At 65.5% G+C, this 13,156-nt stretch carries 14 protein-coding genes and 1 tRNA gene; 2 read left to right on the top strand and 13 right to left on the bottom strand.

From position 1 onward, the window contains the following. Window positions 1–6: 6 nt before the first annotated feature. The 8 genes from KW845_RS00285 to KW845_RS00250 all read right to left on the bottom strand — a co-directional run bounded on the left by KW845_RS00285 (window position 7) and on the right by KW845_RS00250 (window position 7,928). On the bottom strand, window positions 7–2,259 hold the full coding sequence (locus tag KW845_RS00285) for an AsmA family protein (protein WP_218367203.1): 2,253 nt from the start codon (window positions 2,257–2,259) through the stop codon (window positions 7–9). A 130-nt stretch (window positions 2,260–2,389) separates the two neighbouring features. After that, window positions 2,390–2,995 carry a DNA-3-methyladenine glycosylase I gene (locus KW845_RS00280; RefSeq protein ID WP_218367202.1) on the bottom strand — a complete coding sequence of 202 codons (606 nt, stop codon included), beginning with the start codon at window positions 2,993–2,995 and terminating at the stop codon, window positions 2,390–2,392. A 143-nt stretch (window positions 2,996–3,138) separates the two neighbouring features. Continuing rightward, window positions 3,139–4,107, bottom strand: coding sequence for a tripartite tricarboxylate transporter substrate binding protein (locus tag KW845_RS00275; RefSeq protein WP_255592253.1), 969 nt, complete (start codon window positions 4,105–4,107; stop codon window positions 3,139–3,141). A gap of 39 nt (window positions 4,108–4,146) precedes the next feature. Next, complete coding sequence (locus KW845_RS00270) at window positions 4,147–5,076, bottom strand: SMP-30/gluconolactonase/LRE family protein (RefSeq protein WP_218368553.1); 930 nt, start codon at window positions 5,074–5,076, stop codon at window positions 4,147–4,149. Window positions 5,077–5,089: 13 nt separating this feature from the next. Then, the gene (locus KW845_RS00265) at window positions 5,090–5,890 is read right to left on the bottom strand and encodes an SDR family NAD(P)-dependent oxidoreductase (RefSeq protein WP_218367201.1); all 801 of its coding nucleotides are present in this window, start codon (window positions 5,888–5,890) and stop codon (window positions 5,090–5,092) included. 34 nt (window positions 5,891–5,924) lie between these two features. Beyond that, window positions 5,925–6,476, bottom strand: a complete 552-nt coding sequence (locus KW845_RS00260) for a carboxymuconolactone decarboxylase family protein (RefSeq protein WP_218367200.1) — start codon at window positions 6,474–6,476, stop codon at window positions 5,925–5,927. A 2-nt stretch (window positions 6,477–6,478) separates the two neighbouring features. Further along, window positions 6,479–7,036, bottom strand: coding sequence for a DUF4286 family protein (locus KW845_RS00255; RefSeq protein WP_218367199.1), 558 nt, complete (start codon window positions 7,034–7,036; stop codon window positions 6,479–6,481). Between the two features lie 22 nt (window positions 7,037–7,058). Continuing rightward, window positions 7,059–7,928, bottom strand: coding sequence for an amidohydrolase (locus KW845_RS00250; RefSeq protein WP_218367198.1), 870 nt, complete (start codon window positions 7,926–7,928; stop codon window positions 7,059–7,061). A 115-nt stretch (window positions 7,929–8,043) separates the two neighbouring features. Between KW845_RS00250 and KW845_RS00245 the strand changes: the two genes are divergently transcribed. Continuing rightward, entirely contained in the window at window positions 8,044–8,943 is a 900-nt protein-coding gene (locus KW845_RS00245) for a LysR family transcriptional regulator (RefSeq protein ID WP_218367197.1), read from the top strand. A 30-nt stretch (window positions 8,944–8,973) separates the two neighbouring features. Here KW845_RS00245 and modC read toward each other — a convergent pair whose 3' ends face one another. Genes modC through modA form a run of 3 tightly spaced genes read right to left on the bottom strand, consistent with a single transcriptional unit; the run spans window position 8,974 to window position 11,540 of the window. Then, the gene (modC, locus tag KW845_RS00240; RefSeq protein WP_218367196.1) at window positions 8,974–10,071 is read right to left on the bottom strand and encodes a molybdenum ABC transporter ATP-binding protein; all 1,098 of its coding nucleotides are present in this window, start codon (window positions 10,069–10,071) and stop codon (window positions 8,974–8,976) included. 5 nt (window positions 10,072–10,076) lie between these two features. Then, window positions 10,077–10,754 carry a molybdate ABC transporter permease subunit gene (modB, locus tag KW845_RS00235; RefSeq protein WP_218367195.1) on the bottom strand — a complete coding sequence of 226 codons (678 nt, stop codon included), beginning with the start codon at window positions 10,752–10,754 and terminating at the stop codon, window positions 10,077–10,079. Between the two features lie 27 nt (window positions 10,755–10,781). Next, window positions 10,782–11,540, bottom strand: coding sequence for a molybdate ABC transporter substrate-binding protein (gene modA / locus KW845_RS00230; RefSeq protein WP_218367194.1), 759 nt, complete (start codon window positions 11,538–11,540; stop codon window positions 10,782–10,784). A gap of 182 nt (window positions 11,541–11,722) precedes the next feature. On the opposite strand from modA, the gene KW845_RS00225 reads away from it, so the two are divergent. Continuing rightward, window positions 11,723–12,151 carry a PaaI family thioesterase gene (locus tag KW845_RS00225; RefSeq protein ID WP_218367193.1) on the top strand — a complete coding sequence of 143 codons (429 nt, stop codon included), beginning with the start codon at window positions 11,723–11,725 and terminating at the stop codon, window positions 12,149–12,151. A 71-nt stretch (window positions 12,152–12,222) separates the two neighbouring features. Here the strand turns inward: KW845_RS00225 and KW845_RS00220 are convergent. Both KW845_RS00220 and KW845_RS00215 read right to left on the bottom strand, forming a co-directional pair. Then, a tRNA-Lys gene (locus tag KW845_RS00220) sits at window positions 12,223–12,298 on the bottom strand. A gap of 50 nt (window positions 12,299–12,348) precedes the next feature. Beyond that, on the bottom strand, window positions 12,349–13,146 hold the full coding sequence (locus KW845_RS00215) for a MetQ/NlpA family ABC transporter substrate-binding protein (RefSeq protein ID WP_218367192.1): 798 nt from the start codon (window positions 13,144–13,146) through the stop codon (window positions 12,349–12,351). Between the last annotated feature and the right edge of the window lie 10 nt (window positions 13,147–13,156).

Below are 13,156 nucleotides of genomic sequence, written 5' to 3'. Positions count from 1 at the left end.
GACGCCTTATTTGCCGCCGCCCGCGCGGCCCTTGGCCGGTGGCGCCTTGGGCGGCTGGTGCATTTGTTGCAGCAGCGTGGCGCACTGGTTGTCGTCTTCGCCTGCGCTGGGCGCCACCAGCGCCAGCAAGCCGGCCACCGGTGTCAGCAGCACACCCAGCGCTACTGCGCCCGCGCCGCGCGCCGCCAGCGGCAGTACGTGCACGCCGGCCTTGGGATCGCCGAAGGTGCCGCGCACATACAGCGGCGAACGCAACGAAAACACACGCACGCCCTTGCTCTTGGGCGTGATGTCCAGGTCCAGGGTCTCGTCCTTGAAACTGACGGTGCCGTCGACCTGCACCACCGCGTTCTCGGTATCGAACACAAATACCCGAGGCGTCATGATGCCCCGCTTCATTTGCAGGTCAGCCGCGCCGCAATTGATCTTGACTTCTTCATCGCCGAACAGCTTGCTGACCACATAGTTGCCCACGTTCAGCCCGGCAATCTCCATCAGCGCGCGGCTGATCACGCCGTCGTTGACCAGCAGCTTGGTGTCGCCACTGGCCGTGCCCAGCAGCGCGGCCACTGAATTGCCGGTGCCGCTGAGCGCCGCGTCGCCGTTGAGCTGGCCCAGGGCCCGCTGCATCGATTCCACCTTGGGGAACAACCGCTTCAGGCGCAGGCCGCGCGCGGCAATCTGCACCTTGCCCGCCATGGGTGTGCGCCCGCCATCGAGCCGCAGCGTGGTGTTGATCGTGCCGCCCGCCATGCCGAAACGCAACGGGTCCAGCGTAAGCAGGCCGTTGTCCATGACCAGGTGGACGTTGAGCTTGGTGATAGGCAGATCTTCGTCGTAGATGATGCGGTCGGCAGTCAGGGTCACGTCGGCATCCATCACCTGCCAGCGATCGGTGCGGAACTCCTGCGTAGGCAGCACTTTGCCTCGGGCCGGGCGCTTCGCGTCGTCGCCACGCGACTCGCTCTTGGCCTTGCCGCCCGGCTGCACGCCCACCAGCGGGCCCAGGTCGCGCATCCGCAACAACCGGGAATTCAAGCTGCCCGCCAGCTTGGGGCGCGGCTGGCCAGCAGTGAAGGTCAAGTCGCCATGCAGGTCGCTGGCGCCCACTTTGCCGTTGAAATCGCGATAGTGGAACACCGCCCCGCCCGGTTCATGCAGGCGTGCAATCAGCCGGCCGTCGGTGGCATAGCGCGGCGTATCGGGCAAGGTGACACCCGTCAGGGGAAACAGGTCGGACATGGTGGCGCCCGACAATTCCAGGCGCAGCTCCAGTGCGCCCAGGTTGGCGGGATCGGTCAAGGTGCCCGCCAGCGCGATGCGTGTATTGCCCACCGAGATATCGGCCTGCAGCGGGAAGGGCCGGTTGGAGTCGCGCACCGCCAGCATGCCGCCGATCTTGCCTTCGCCGCGCAGCGGCAGGCCTTTGTAGCGTCCTTTTACCTTCCAGCCGAACACGTAGTCGGGCGGCGTGACGGTGGCCTGGGCTGGCTGCGGCGCCTTGCCCGCATCTGCATCTGCATCAGCGGCGGACGGGTCGGCTGGGGCCTTGCCTGTCGAGGCCTTGTTCGCGTTGGATGTCTTGTCCTTCGGCGTGTCATTCGACGCTACGCTTTTGCCCTGGGCGGGCTTGTCCTTCGACGCCGCGTCCTTGTCCTGGCCAGCCGATTGGCCCGCGATGTCGGCAAACGGAATCGGCTTGCCCAGGGGGTCGATCTGCGCCTCGATGTCGGCACGCAGGGTTTCATCGCTGAACTTGACTTGCCCCTGGTCGAAGCCGATTTCGTCGATATCCATGACCCAGGGCGAAGGCTCGCCACTTTCGGGCAGCGTGAACACCCAGTTGGCGCGGCCATCTTTCAGGCGCTGCAGGCTGGCCGCCGGGGCGGTCAGCTGGATCTGGCGGATGACCACGTGCCGGGTCAGCAGCGGCAACGGCGACAGGCTGAACTCGGCACGCTTGAGCGTGGCCATGTCCGGCTCTTTGGCCCAATCGGGATTGCCGATGGTGACGTCATCCATGCCGATGTGCGGCCAGGGCACCCAGCCGCGCCAGCCGGGTTCGCCGTCGGGGCGCCGCCACTGCACGGTCAAGTCGCCATTGATGGCGAAGGGCCGGCCGATGGCGGCCGACACGCGTTCATTGATGGTGGGTTTGAGCTGGTTCCAGTCGAACAGCGCGATCACCACTATCAGGGCCGCCACCACCAGGACGATGGCGCCACCCAGCCCGATCAGCACTTTCTTCGTACGCGTCATGGCCGCAGTTCCTTTGCCAGGCCCGCCTGATGCAGTCCAGCCTGGCTATCAGGGTATAGGCGGAGGCCGGGATTTTTGCCAAGGAATGTGTGCGGATTTTTCCAAATCTGCCCGATTCCGCCGGGGCTTTTCAGGTGGGACGCACGAAACGTGCCCGGGCCTGTTCGCATTCGGGGCGATGATGGCAACGGGCGCCATGATCGTTGACCATGCCGACCGACTGCATGAAGGCATAGACCGTGGTGGGCCCGACGAACTTCCAGCCCAGCTTCTTCAGGTCTTTGGACAGGGCCTGCGATTGCGGCGATACCGACACAGGCTGCGCGCCGCGCTTGCCGGCCGGAGCTTCATAGCGCCAGAAAAAAGCGCCCAGCGACCCATGCTGGTCGCGCATTTCCTGAGCCCGGCGGGCGTTGTTGATCACGGCCTCGATCTTGCCGCGATGACGCACGATGCCGGCATCGGCCACCAGCGCCTGCACGCGGGCCTCGCCATAACGCGCCACTTTGTCGATGTCGAAGTTGGCGAACGCACGGCGAAACGCATCGCGCTTGTTCAGGATGGTGCGCCAGCTCAGGCCCGACTGGAAGCCTTCCAGGCTTAATTGCTCGAACAGGCCGCGGTCATCGCCGACCGGACGGCCCCATTCTTCATCGTGATAGCGCTGATAACCGGCAGAGTCGTCTACCCAGAAACAACGCACCAGGCCATCCTGGAAATCGGTACGCACGGTCATGCAATGTCTCCTGACGCGATATCGCCGATGCTACTACGGGAAGGCGCAGGCCGCCGACAATCGTTTTGTACGCCCCCCGCCCGCCGCCGAACGTACGGCCGTCCAGTCACGACGCCATCAGAATACGGATAAGCCGGCCAACGTCAGTTATCCATCGTAATACCCTCGGCGCGAATCAACTCCCCCCACTTCTTGGCGTCGTCACGCACGATATCGCTGAACTGCTGCGGCGTGGTAGGCGAGAGCTCCACGCCGGTGGATTCCTCGTAGGCCTTCAGTTCCGGCGATGCCAGCACCTTGCCGATCACCGCGTTCAGTTCGGCCACCTTGTCGGCCGGGGTGTCCTTGGGGGCGAACACGCCATACCAGTTGTTGGCATAGACGTTGGGCACGCCCAGCTCATCGAAGGTAGGCACGTCGGGCAGCACGGCCGAACGCTTGGGTGCGGCGATCGCCAGCGCGCGGGCCTTGCCCGACTTGATGTGCGGCATCAGGCCCGACACGTCGCCGATAAAGCCGGCCACCTGGCCGCCTATGGTATCGGTGATGGCCGGCGCGGCCCCCTTGTACGGCACGTGCAGAATCTTGGCGCCCGTGGACTTCTTCAACTGCACGATGGCCATGTGCGGCATGCTGCCCACGCCCGACGATGCCATCGACAGGCCTTCGCTCTTGGCCTGCGCCACGAAACTCTTGGCGTCTTTCAGCGTGCTGCCGGGCCCCACGATCAGCACCTCGGGCACCGACACCAGCAGCGACACCGGCGCGAAGTCATTGATGGGGTCGTAGATCAGCTTGGGATACAGCGCCGGATTGATCGAGATGGCCCCCACCGAACTCAGGAACAGCGTCTGGCCGTCGGGACGCGCGCGCCCCACATAGGTAGCGGCGATGGCGCCATTGCCGCCGGGCTTGTTCTCGACCAGCACCGGATGCTTCAGCTCTTTTTCCAACTGGGCCGCCACCACGCGGGCCAGCGAATCGGCCGGACCGCCGGCCGGAAAAGCCACCACCAGGCTGGTGCTGGACTGTGCGTGGGCGCCAGCGGCGGCCAGGCCCAGCAGGCCGGCGGCCAGGCACCTCGAGATCCGGGTATAGCGCATATTGAACATGGGTTTTCTCCTCTTTGTGCTTATTGGCAGAATTGACGCTCAGGGGACTGTCGCCCCTTGCGTATTGACGAACAACGAATAAATCGACGTGCAGGACGCCATGAACAAACGATTGCGGTGCCTGCCCCCGAAACACAGGTTGGCGCAACGCTCGGGCAGTGCGATGCGGCCCAGCAGATCGCCCTGGGGCGAATAGACGCGTACGCCGTCCAGCTCGGGCGCGCCCATGCCCCAGCCGCACCACAGGTTGCCTTCGACGTCCACGCGAAAACCGTCGGGCGTGCCGTCGGCGGCGTCGAACAATACACGCGACGGCCCCAGCGTGCGGCCGTCGCCGGACAGGTCGAACACCAGGATGTTGCGCGGACGCGCGCGCGACTCGATGACATACAGGCGCTGTTCGTCGGGTGAAAACGCCAGGCCGTTGGGGCCGTTGACGGTGTCGCACACCAGCGAGACCGCGCCGCTGTCGGGGCAGATGCGATAAATGGCGGCCGGCAGTTCCTGCTCGGCCTTCTCGCCCTGGTAGTAGCCCACAATGCCGAACGGCGGATCGGTGAACCAGATCGACCCGTCGGATTTCACCACCACGTCATTGGGCGAATTCAGCCGCTTGCCCTGGTAGCAGTCTGCCAGCACGGTGATGCGGCCATCGTGTTCGGTACGGGTGACGCGGCGCCCCAGGTGCTCGCAAGTCACCAGGCGGCCCTGGCGGTCGCGCGTGTTGCCGTTGGCGTAGTTCGACGCAGGGCGCCACACCTGCGTTTGCCCGGTGATCTCGTCCCAGCGCATGATGCGGTCGTTGGGCACGTCGCTCCACAACAGGTAGCGGCCATCGCCGAACCATACCGGCCCTTCTGCCCAGCGGCTGCCCGTAGCCAGGCGTTCGACTGCCGCCAACGGCAGCACCAGCTTCTCGAAGCGCGGATCCAGCGCGATCACCGCGGGATCGGGGTAGCGCGTGGGCATGGCACTGGCACCCTCAGTCGCAGCGTGCACTCATGCCTCCGTCGACAACGATTTCAGTGGCCGTGATGAAGCGCGCTTCATCCGACGCCAAGAACAACGCGGCGTTGGCGGTGTCCAGGCCGTCGCCCATGAAGGGCAGCGGAATGCGGGCCTGGCGCTGGGCCAGCAGTTGCTCGACGTCGCCGCCGGCACGCTGGCCCGCCAGCCGCACTTCGACCATGGGCGTGTGCATCTGGCCGGGAACCACGGTATTGCATCGGATATTTTTCTTGGCGTATTCCAGCGCCACCACGCGCGACAACTGGATGACGCCGGCCTTGGCGCTGGCGTAGCCCACCTGGGCCGACCCGGTCCAGCGTGTGCCCGAGGTCGACGCGATATTGACGATGGCCCCACCGCCCTGCCGCTCCATCAGCGGCAGCACATGCCGGCAGCCCAGGTAGACACTCTTCAGGTTGAAGTCGATCTGCTTGTCCCAGGCCTGCTCATCCAGGTTCACCGGCCCGCCTTTGCGCGATCCGCCCACGTTGTTGACCAGGATGTCGACCCGGCCCCAGGTATCGGTGCAGGCGCCCACCAGCTCACGCACGGCATCCGACGACGTGACATCGGCCTGCCAGGTGGCGATCTCGCCGCCCACCTCGTGCACCCGCGCCACGGTTTCGTCCATGGCATCCGCGTTCATATCCACCGCGAACACGCGTGCGCCTTCCTGGGCGAACCGGTAGGCGATGGCACGGCCATTGCCCCACCCTGGCCCGACACTGCCGGCACCCGTCACGATCGCCACTTTGCCCTGCAATCGACCTGTCATGACCTGTCCTTTATGGTTGCGTTGCAATGACGGCTCAGCGCTCGAAGCTGACCGTGCTGCCGTCCGTCGGCTGGATATCGAAGACGTTGATCGTCATCGATATCAGCGTGTAGTAGCCGGCGATGCCGACCAGGTCGACGACGCTTTCGGTGCCCAGCACCTGCACGGCTTCCTGGTACAGCGCGTCAGGCACTTGGCGCGTCTCCAGCAGCGCACGCACGAAGCGGTACACGGCGGACTCGTCGGCCTGCTCGAACACCGGCGTGTCGCCGACGCGAATCTGTTCGGCCACGTTCGCATCCAGCCCGGCCTGCACCGCGATGGGGTGATGCGCCCACCACTCGAAAGACGAGCGCCACCACGCCGCCATGGTCAGGATGGCCAACTCGGACAAACGCGCAGGCAGGCTGGAGTCGTAGCGGCAGTACTGGCCCAGCGCCTGCGCATGCTCGGCCAGGCCCGGCCGGTGCAGCCAGACCGCCAGCGGCCCGCGCACGCGGCCGCGCGGGCCGCTGGCGATGGCATCATGGATGCGGCGCTGGTGCGCCGACATACCGTCGACTTCCGGGGGATTCAGGCGGGGCATGGTCAGGTCTCCTGGTTGGTGGGCACCAGGCGGAACATGGTGCGCTTGGTATTGATGAAATTCGGGCGCACGCGGCTGCTCCAATCGGTGCCGCGCACGGCCAGCCAGGCCGGCGAGCCGAAGGTCTCGCGGCTGGCCAGGTCATAGCAGGCGTAGTAGCGCGGCGAACCCTCGCGGGCCAGGTAGCGGCGCGCGCGCACGGTGCCTGGCACCGCGGCCAGCCCCGGCAAGTGTTCTTCTTCGTACCAGCGGTCGAAGTCTGCTTCGGCGCCCGGCTTGATGTCGGTTTCCACCACATAGAACCAGGGCGCGGGCTGGCCGGCGGCCTGCCCCGCCACATCGGTGGCCTGCGCCAGCGCCACGGCCTGGGCGCCAGGATGTCGTTCGCGCAACGCGGCTTGCAGCGCCGGCGCATCGGCCGGGGCCGCCAGCAATGCATAGGTCTCGGCGTGATCGGCGGCCCGGTAAAGCCACATATCGCCCTGCCCCGCGCCAGGCAAGGCGCGTACGGTAGCAGCGGTGACTGTCTCTTCCGGAAATTTGATCAGCATTGTGTCCATGCTTGTTCTCTATAAAAGAGGGTTAGGGTTCGAATCGGTAAAGCCGGTCCGGGTTGTCCACCAGGATCTGCCGCTGCAGGGCAGGGTCGGGGCACAAGCGCAGGAAAGTATTAAGCAACTCGCCGTCGTCGGGCATGTCGCCGGCCACATTGGGATGGGGCCAATCGGTGCCCCACAGCAGGCGTTCGGGCATGGTTTCCAGCAAGGCCGCCACCAGGGCTTCGCCATCGCGGAAGGGACGCTTGCCGCTACTGGACACGCGGTCCAGCCCCGAAATTTTCACCCAGGCACCAGGGTGGTCGCGCAGCGTCAGCAGCGCCTGGAAAGCGTCACCGGCGGTTCCCTGCGCGGCAGCGGCACGCCCCATGTGATCGATCACGAACGGCACGGGCAAGGCCGCAAGGCGCGGCAGCAGCCCGGGCAGCGAGGCCTGGTCGGAATGGATGCACACATGCCAGCCGAACGGCGCAATGCACGGCACAACCGCGGCCAGTTCGTCCCAGCCGGCATTGGCCAGGTGCGCCACGAAGTTGTAGCGCACGCCGCGCACGCCACGGCGGTCGAATTCGGCGATCTGGCGTTCATCGGCATCGGGTGCCAGCAGCGCCACCGCGCGGTACTGCCCCGCCCCTTTGTCCAGCGCGTCCAGCGTGGCCGACATATCGTAGCCGTGGCAACCGGGCTGCACGATGACGCCGCGGCTGAATCCCAGTTGCCGGTGCAGGCTGCGCAGTTGTTCGAAGGACGCGTCGGGCGGCGTATAGGGGCGGTCGTCGGCGTAGGGAAAGACGTCGGCCGGGCCGAAAATGTGGAAATGGCTATCGCAAGCATGTGCCGGCAGCGCCTGGCTGGCGGACGTGACCTGGGCAAGAGGGGGGGCGCAATCGGGCATGGAAGCAGCAAGAACAGCGGGATGATGGTCAACCCCGCATGATGCGCAGGTCGCGCAAGCCCGGCAATGCCGCGAAGCTGACTTCTGATATAGAAAAAACGTATACCATGGCGGAATGGATCTCAAGCAAATCCGCTACTTCATCATGGCCTGCGAAATGCGCAGCCTGTCCCGCGCCGCCGAGGTGCTGGGCCTGTCGCAGCCGTCGCTCAGCCGGCAGATCCAGTTGCTCGAGGCCGAATTGCGCCACCATCTGCTGGCCCGCACCGGCCGCGGCGTCGAACCCACGCCCGCGGGCCTGCGCTTCCTGGCGCATGCCAAGGCGCTGGACGCCCTGGCCCAGCACGCCCGGCAAGATATGCGCGCGTACGCCTCGACCACGCAAGACAAGGTGCGGCTGGGGATGCCGCACCGGGTGGCGCGGCGCCTGGCGCCTCAGATCGTGCAGGCGTTCCGGCGCCAGCACCCTGATGCGGCACTGACGCTGGCCGAAGGCCTGAGCTCTGAAATGAACGAATGGCTGGTCAAAGACCGGGTCGACCTGGCGCTGCTGTACGACCCACCGCCCTCCACGCTGGTGCGGTTCGAATCCGTGTATCGCGAAGACCTGGTACTGGCGTACGGCAAATCGTGCCAGCCGGCGCCGCCGCCGCGCGTGCGGGCGCGCGACCTGGGCAGCTATCCGCTGGTGCTGCCCAGCGCGCCCAACACCATCCGCGCCCTGGTGGACAAGACCTGCCGCGACCTGGACGTGGTGCTGGACATCGCGGCCGAGGTCGACGTGGTCCACACCATCCTGGAAACCATGACGCAGGACAGCCTCTACACCATCCTGCCGCGCTCGGCCCTGCATGACATGCCGGGGCAAAGCTACCTGGTCTGCTCGGAAATCGTCGACCCCATCATCATGAACAACCTGACCCTGGCGACGCCGATGCGCCATCCGCTGCCGGCACTGGTCGAAGCCACGGCCGCCATCATCCGCGGGCTGGACATGCGGCAACTGTTCATCTGACTGCGCCGCGCGCTGCTGCAGCCGGCCCGGCTAACCCAATACCGACACCGCCTTGACCTGCGCCCAGGCATGCGTGCCCGGCGCCAGCTTCAGTTGATCGCGCGAATAGCGCGTAATGCGCGCCAGCAAGGGCGTGCCATCGGCATCCAGGCGCACCAGGATATGGTCGGGGTTGTCGGCGGGCGTCATGTCCAGCACGCGCACCGGGATCACGTTGACGATGCTGCTGTCCTGCGGATGCGCCAGCGCCAGGCTGACATCGCGCGCCTTGATCGCCAGCCGCGCCGGGTAGCCAGGCGGCCGCGCGCCATGCACCATGCGCAGGCAGGTGGTGCTGCCCGGCAGGCGCACCGACATCAATCGATAGGCGGGGTCGAAGTCGGCCACAGTGCCCGCCACCACCACCGATGCCTCGTCATCCCTGGCCAGCGGCAAGTCCAGGCGCGAGAGCATCGGCCCGATCGGACCGCTGGCCGTCGCGCGGCCGTTTTCCAGCAGCACCAGGTGGTCTGCCAGCCGCGCCACTTCCTGCGGCGCGTGGCTGACGTAAAGCACCGGGATATCCAGTTCGCTGTGCAGGCGTTCCAGGTACGGCAGGATCTCTTGCTTGCGCGCCATGTCCAGCGAAGCCAGGGGCTCGTCCATCAGCAGCAGGCGCGGGCTGGTCAGCAGCGCGCGCGCCATGCCCACCCGCTGGCGCTCGCCACCCGACAGGCCGGCCGGCAGGCGCTGCAGCAAATGGGCAATGCCCAGCAGTTCGGCCGCCTGGTCCAGATCCACACGGCGTTCGCGGACAGGCACCCGCGTCAGGCCGAATTGCAGGTTGCGCAGCACGGTCAGGTGCGGAAACAGGCTGGCTTCCTGGAACACATAGCCCAGCGGCCGCCGATGCGTGGGCACGTCGATGCCGCTTGCCGTATCCAGCCAGACCTCGCCATCGACGCGCAGATAGCCCCGAGCCACCGGCGCCAGGCCAGCCACGCAGCGCAGGCAGGTAGTCTTGCCCGAGCCCGAATGGCCGTACAGCGCAGTCACGCCATGGCCGGGCAGTTGCAGGTCCAGGTCCAGCGAGAAATCGGCGTAGTCAACGCGGAAACGCGCCTCGATGCCAGCGATCGGGTCGGTCATCGCGCTTACCACACGCTGACGGCGCGCCGCCGCGTGTAAAGCAGCAACAGCACCACGAAAGAAAACACCACCATGCCGCCGGCCAGCCAGTGTGCTTGCGCGTATTCCAGCGCTTCGACGTGGTCGTAGATCTGCACCGACACCACACGCGTCCTGCCTTCGATATTGCCGCCTATCATCAGCACCACGCCGAACTCGCCCACGGTATGCGCAAAGCCCAGGATGCCCGCGGTGATGAAACCGGGCCGCGCCAGCGGCAGCACCACCGAGAAAAAACAATCGCGCGGACTGGCGCGCAGCGTGGCGGCGGCTTCCAGCGGTCGTGTGCCGATGGCTTCAAAGGCATTCTGCAAGGGCTGCACCACAAACGGCAGCGAATACACCACCGAGCCCACCACCAGGCCTGCAAAGGTGAAGGGCAGCACGCCCAGCCCCAGCGATTGGGTCACCTGCCCCACCGGCCCGTTCGGACCCATTACCACCAGCAGGTAAAAGCCCAGCACGGTAGGCGGCAGTACCAGCGGCAAGGCCACCACCGCGCCGATGGGCCCCTTCAGCCGGGAACGCGTGCGCGCCAGCCACCAGGCGATGGGCGTGCCGATGATCAGCAGCAGGATGGTCGTCAGCGACGCCAGCTGAATGGTCAGCCAGATGGCCGCCAGGTCGGATGAGTCCAGGTGCATGCGGCGGCACTACCCTTCAATTTGTTGTTATTGCGCCGATACCTGGTAGCCGTACGACTTGATGATCTCGGCGGCCTTGGGGCCTTTCAGGTAGTCGACGAAAGCCTGGGCGGCGGGGTTGTCTTTGCCCTTTGCCAGGATGACAGCGTCCTGCTTGATCGGGTCGTGCAGCGAAGCCGGCACCAGCCAGGCCGAACCCGACGTCAGTTTGCCGTCTTTGTAGACCTGCGACAAGGCCACGAACCCCAGTTCCGCATTGCCAGTGGCCACGAACTGCTGCGCCTGGGCAATGCTCTGCCCTTCCACGATCTTGGGTTTGATGGCCTCGGCCACCCCCAGCTTGTCCATGACCTGGATCGCAGCCAGCCCATAGGGCGCGGTCTTGGGGTTGGCGATGGCCAGGTGCTTGAAGTCATTCTTCTTCAGCACAGCGCCCTGGTCGTCCACATAATCGGGCTTGGCCGACCACAGCGCCAGCGAACCTATGGCATAGGTAAAGCGCGACCCGGGCACGGCCTGCTGCTCGGCCTCGAGGCGGGCCGGGCGCTCATCGTCGGCTGCCAGGAACACCTCGAAGGGCGCGCCGTTCTTGATTTGCGCATAGAACTGGCCGGTGGCGCCGAATGCCGCCACGGCCTTGTGACCGGTGTCTTGCTCGAACTGGCGGGCAATGGCCTGCATGGGCGCCGTGAAATTGGCGGCAACGGCAACTTGCACTTCGGCGGCGGAAACAGTCGTGGCCAAGGTGGCGGCGGCCAGGGCAAGGGAAATGCGCAAAACGGGCATGGCGGCTCCTGTGCAGATAGGCAATCGAGTTCGTTATAAAGCGAACTATATAACGAATTGTAGCCAGCGACTGCTGTTACTGTTGCGGTGAATCAAGGCCGCTGCGGCTTTTTATACTTATGCCTTGCCCGCCAACCCTGCATACCGCGCGCAAGCCTCTCTTTCAGCCTTTCGCTTCCTCTATGACGCATCCCATACCCGAGGGTTTCGAACCCTGGCATCCCGGCAGCCGCTTCATGACCCATCTGGCCGACCTGGGCCCCTTCTACCGGCGTACCGGCAGCAATGTGCTGGCCATGCGCGTGGCGATGCCGCATACCAACATGCACAACATCGCGCACGGCGGCCTGCTGGCCACCTTGGCTGACAGTGCGCTGGGCTACTGCATCGTGCAAGAAGCCCAGGTGTCGGTGGTAACCGTGCAGATGTCGGTGGAATACCTGAACGCGGTCAAGCCCGGAGACTGGCTGGAAGCCCACGTGCGCATCGACAAGCAGGGGCGCAGGCTGTTGTACGCAACCTGCCTGCTGCAGGTCGATGGCAAGGTCATGCTGAAGGCGAACGCGGTGTTCGCGGTGCGCGCGGCGGCCAAGCCGGCATCTGACGGTTAGGCGTGGAACGCACGACCAGGCAAAAAGAAAAACGCCGCTAAATACATAGCGGCGTTGTTCCTGATTCTGCGTGGTGGGTCGTGCGCGACTCGAACGCGCGACCAACGGATTAAAAGTCCGCTGCTCTACCAACTGAGCTAACGACCCGACCGAAGCCAGAGATTATGGCTGATGCGGGTCAAATTGTCAAAAATCGCTTACCAGGCGGCGACCACCGCGCCCTTGAATTTCTCGGCGATAAACGCCTTCACGACGGGGCTCTGATAGATGCCGACCAGCTTTTGCAGATCGGGGCGGGCCTGGTCCTGTTCGCGCACCACCAGCACGTTGGCATAGGGCGACTCGGACGATTCGCGAGCGATGGCGTCCTTGTTGGGATCCAGGCCGGCTTCCAGTGCGAAGTTGGTATTCACGGCCGAAGCGTCGGTGTCGTCCAGCGAACGCGGCAACTGGGCGGCGTCCAGTTCCACGAAGCGCAGCTTGCGCGGATTCTCGGCCACGTCGATCGGGGTGGCCTTCAATCCTGCATCAGGGTTCAGTTTGATCAGCCCCTGGGCCTGCAGCAGCAGCAAGGCCCGGCCGCCGTTGGTGGGGTCGTTGGGTAAGCCGATCTGGGCGCCCTGCTTCAGCTCGTCCAGCTTCTTGACCTTCTTGCTGTAGATGCCAATGGGGAAAATCACCGTCTTGGCGATGCTGGCCAGCTTGTAGCCGCGATCGGCATTGGCCGAATCCAGGTATGGCTGGTGCTGGTAGCTGTTCATGTCCAGGTCGCCCGCGGCCAGCGCAGCATTGGGCTGCACATAGTCGGTGAACTCGATGACCTCGATCTGCAGGCCCTGCTTGGCGGCTTCCTGCTTGACCAGGTCGAAAATCTGCGCATGCGGACCGGCGGTGACGCCGATTTTCAGCGGCTTGTCCTGCGCCAGCGCGGGTTGTGCGAAAGCGGTGGCGCCCAGGGCCAGCGCGGCCAGCGACTTGAAGAACTTGGTGCTCATGTTGGGTAGG

It is taken from the genome of Bordetella sp. BOR01, assembly GCF_019218885.1.
In the GTDB taxonomy this organism is placed as follows: Bacteria; Pseudomonadota; Gammaproteobacteria; order Burkholderiales; family Burkholderiaceae_B; genus Bordetella_A.
This window is presented reverse-complemented; position numbering and strand designations above follow the sequence as displayed.

Bases quoted from the DNA above. Each gene is read 5' to 3' on its own strand.
- KW845_RS00225 (WP_218367193.1), top strand. From the start codon at position 11,723: ATGACGCATCCCATACCCGAGGGTTTCGAACCCTGGCATCCCGGCAGC.
- KW845_RS00270 (WP_218368553.1), bottom strand. From the start codon at position 5,076: ATGCCCACGCGCTACCCCGATCCCGCGGTGATCGCGCTGGATCCGCGC.
- KW845_RS00265 (WP_218367201.1), bottom strand. From the start codon at position 5,890: ATGACAGGTCGATTGCAGGGCAAAGTGGCGATCGTGACGGGTGCCGGC.
- modB (WP_218367195.1), bottom strand. From the start codon at position 10,754: ATGCACCTGGACTCATCCGACCTGGCGGCCATCTGGCTGACCATTCAG.
- KW845_RS00275 (WP_255592253.1), bottom strand. From the start codon at position 4,107: ATGTTCAATATGCGCTATACCCGGATCTCGAGGTGCCTGGCCGCCGGC.
- KW845_RS00245 (WP_218367197.1), top strand. From the start codon at position 8,044: ATGGATCTCAAGCAAATCCGCTACTTCATCATGGCCTGCGAAATGCGC.
- KW845_RS00215 (WP_218367192.1), bottom strand. From the start codon at position 13,146: ATGAGCACCAAGTTCTTCAAGTCGCTGGCCGCGCTGGCCCTGGGCGCC.
- KW845_RS00255 (WP_218367199.1), bottom strand. From the start codon at position 7,036: ATGGACACAATGCTGATCAAATTTCCGGAAGAGACAGTCACCGCTGCT.
- KW845_RS00250 (WP_218367198.1), bottom strand. From the start codon at position 7,928: ATGCCCGATTGCGCCCCCCCTCTTGCCCAGGTCACGTCCGCCAGCCAG.
- KW845_RS00280 (WP_218367202.1), bottom strand. From the start codon at position 2,995: ATGACCGTGCGTACCGATTTCCAGGATGGCCTGGTGCGTTGTTTCTGG.
- KW845_RS00285 (WP_218367203.1), bottom strand. From the start codon at position 2,259: ATGACGCGTACGAAGAAAGTGCTGATCGGGCTGGGTGGCGCCATCGTC.
- KW845_RS00260 (WP_218367200.1), bottom strand. From the start codon at position 6,476: ATGCCCCGCCTGAATCCCCCGGAAGTCGACGGTATGTCGGCGCACCAG.
- modC (WP_218367196.1), bottom strand. From the start codon at position 10,071: ATGACCGACCCGATCGCTGGCATCGAGGCGCGTTTCCGCGTTGACTAC.
- modA (WP_218367194.1), bottom strand. From the start codon at position 11,540: ATGCCCGTTTTGCGCATTTCCCTTGCCCTGGCCGCCGCCACCTTGGCC.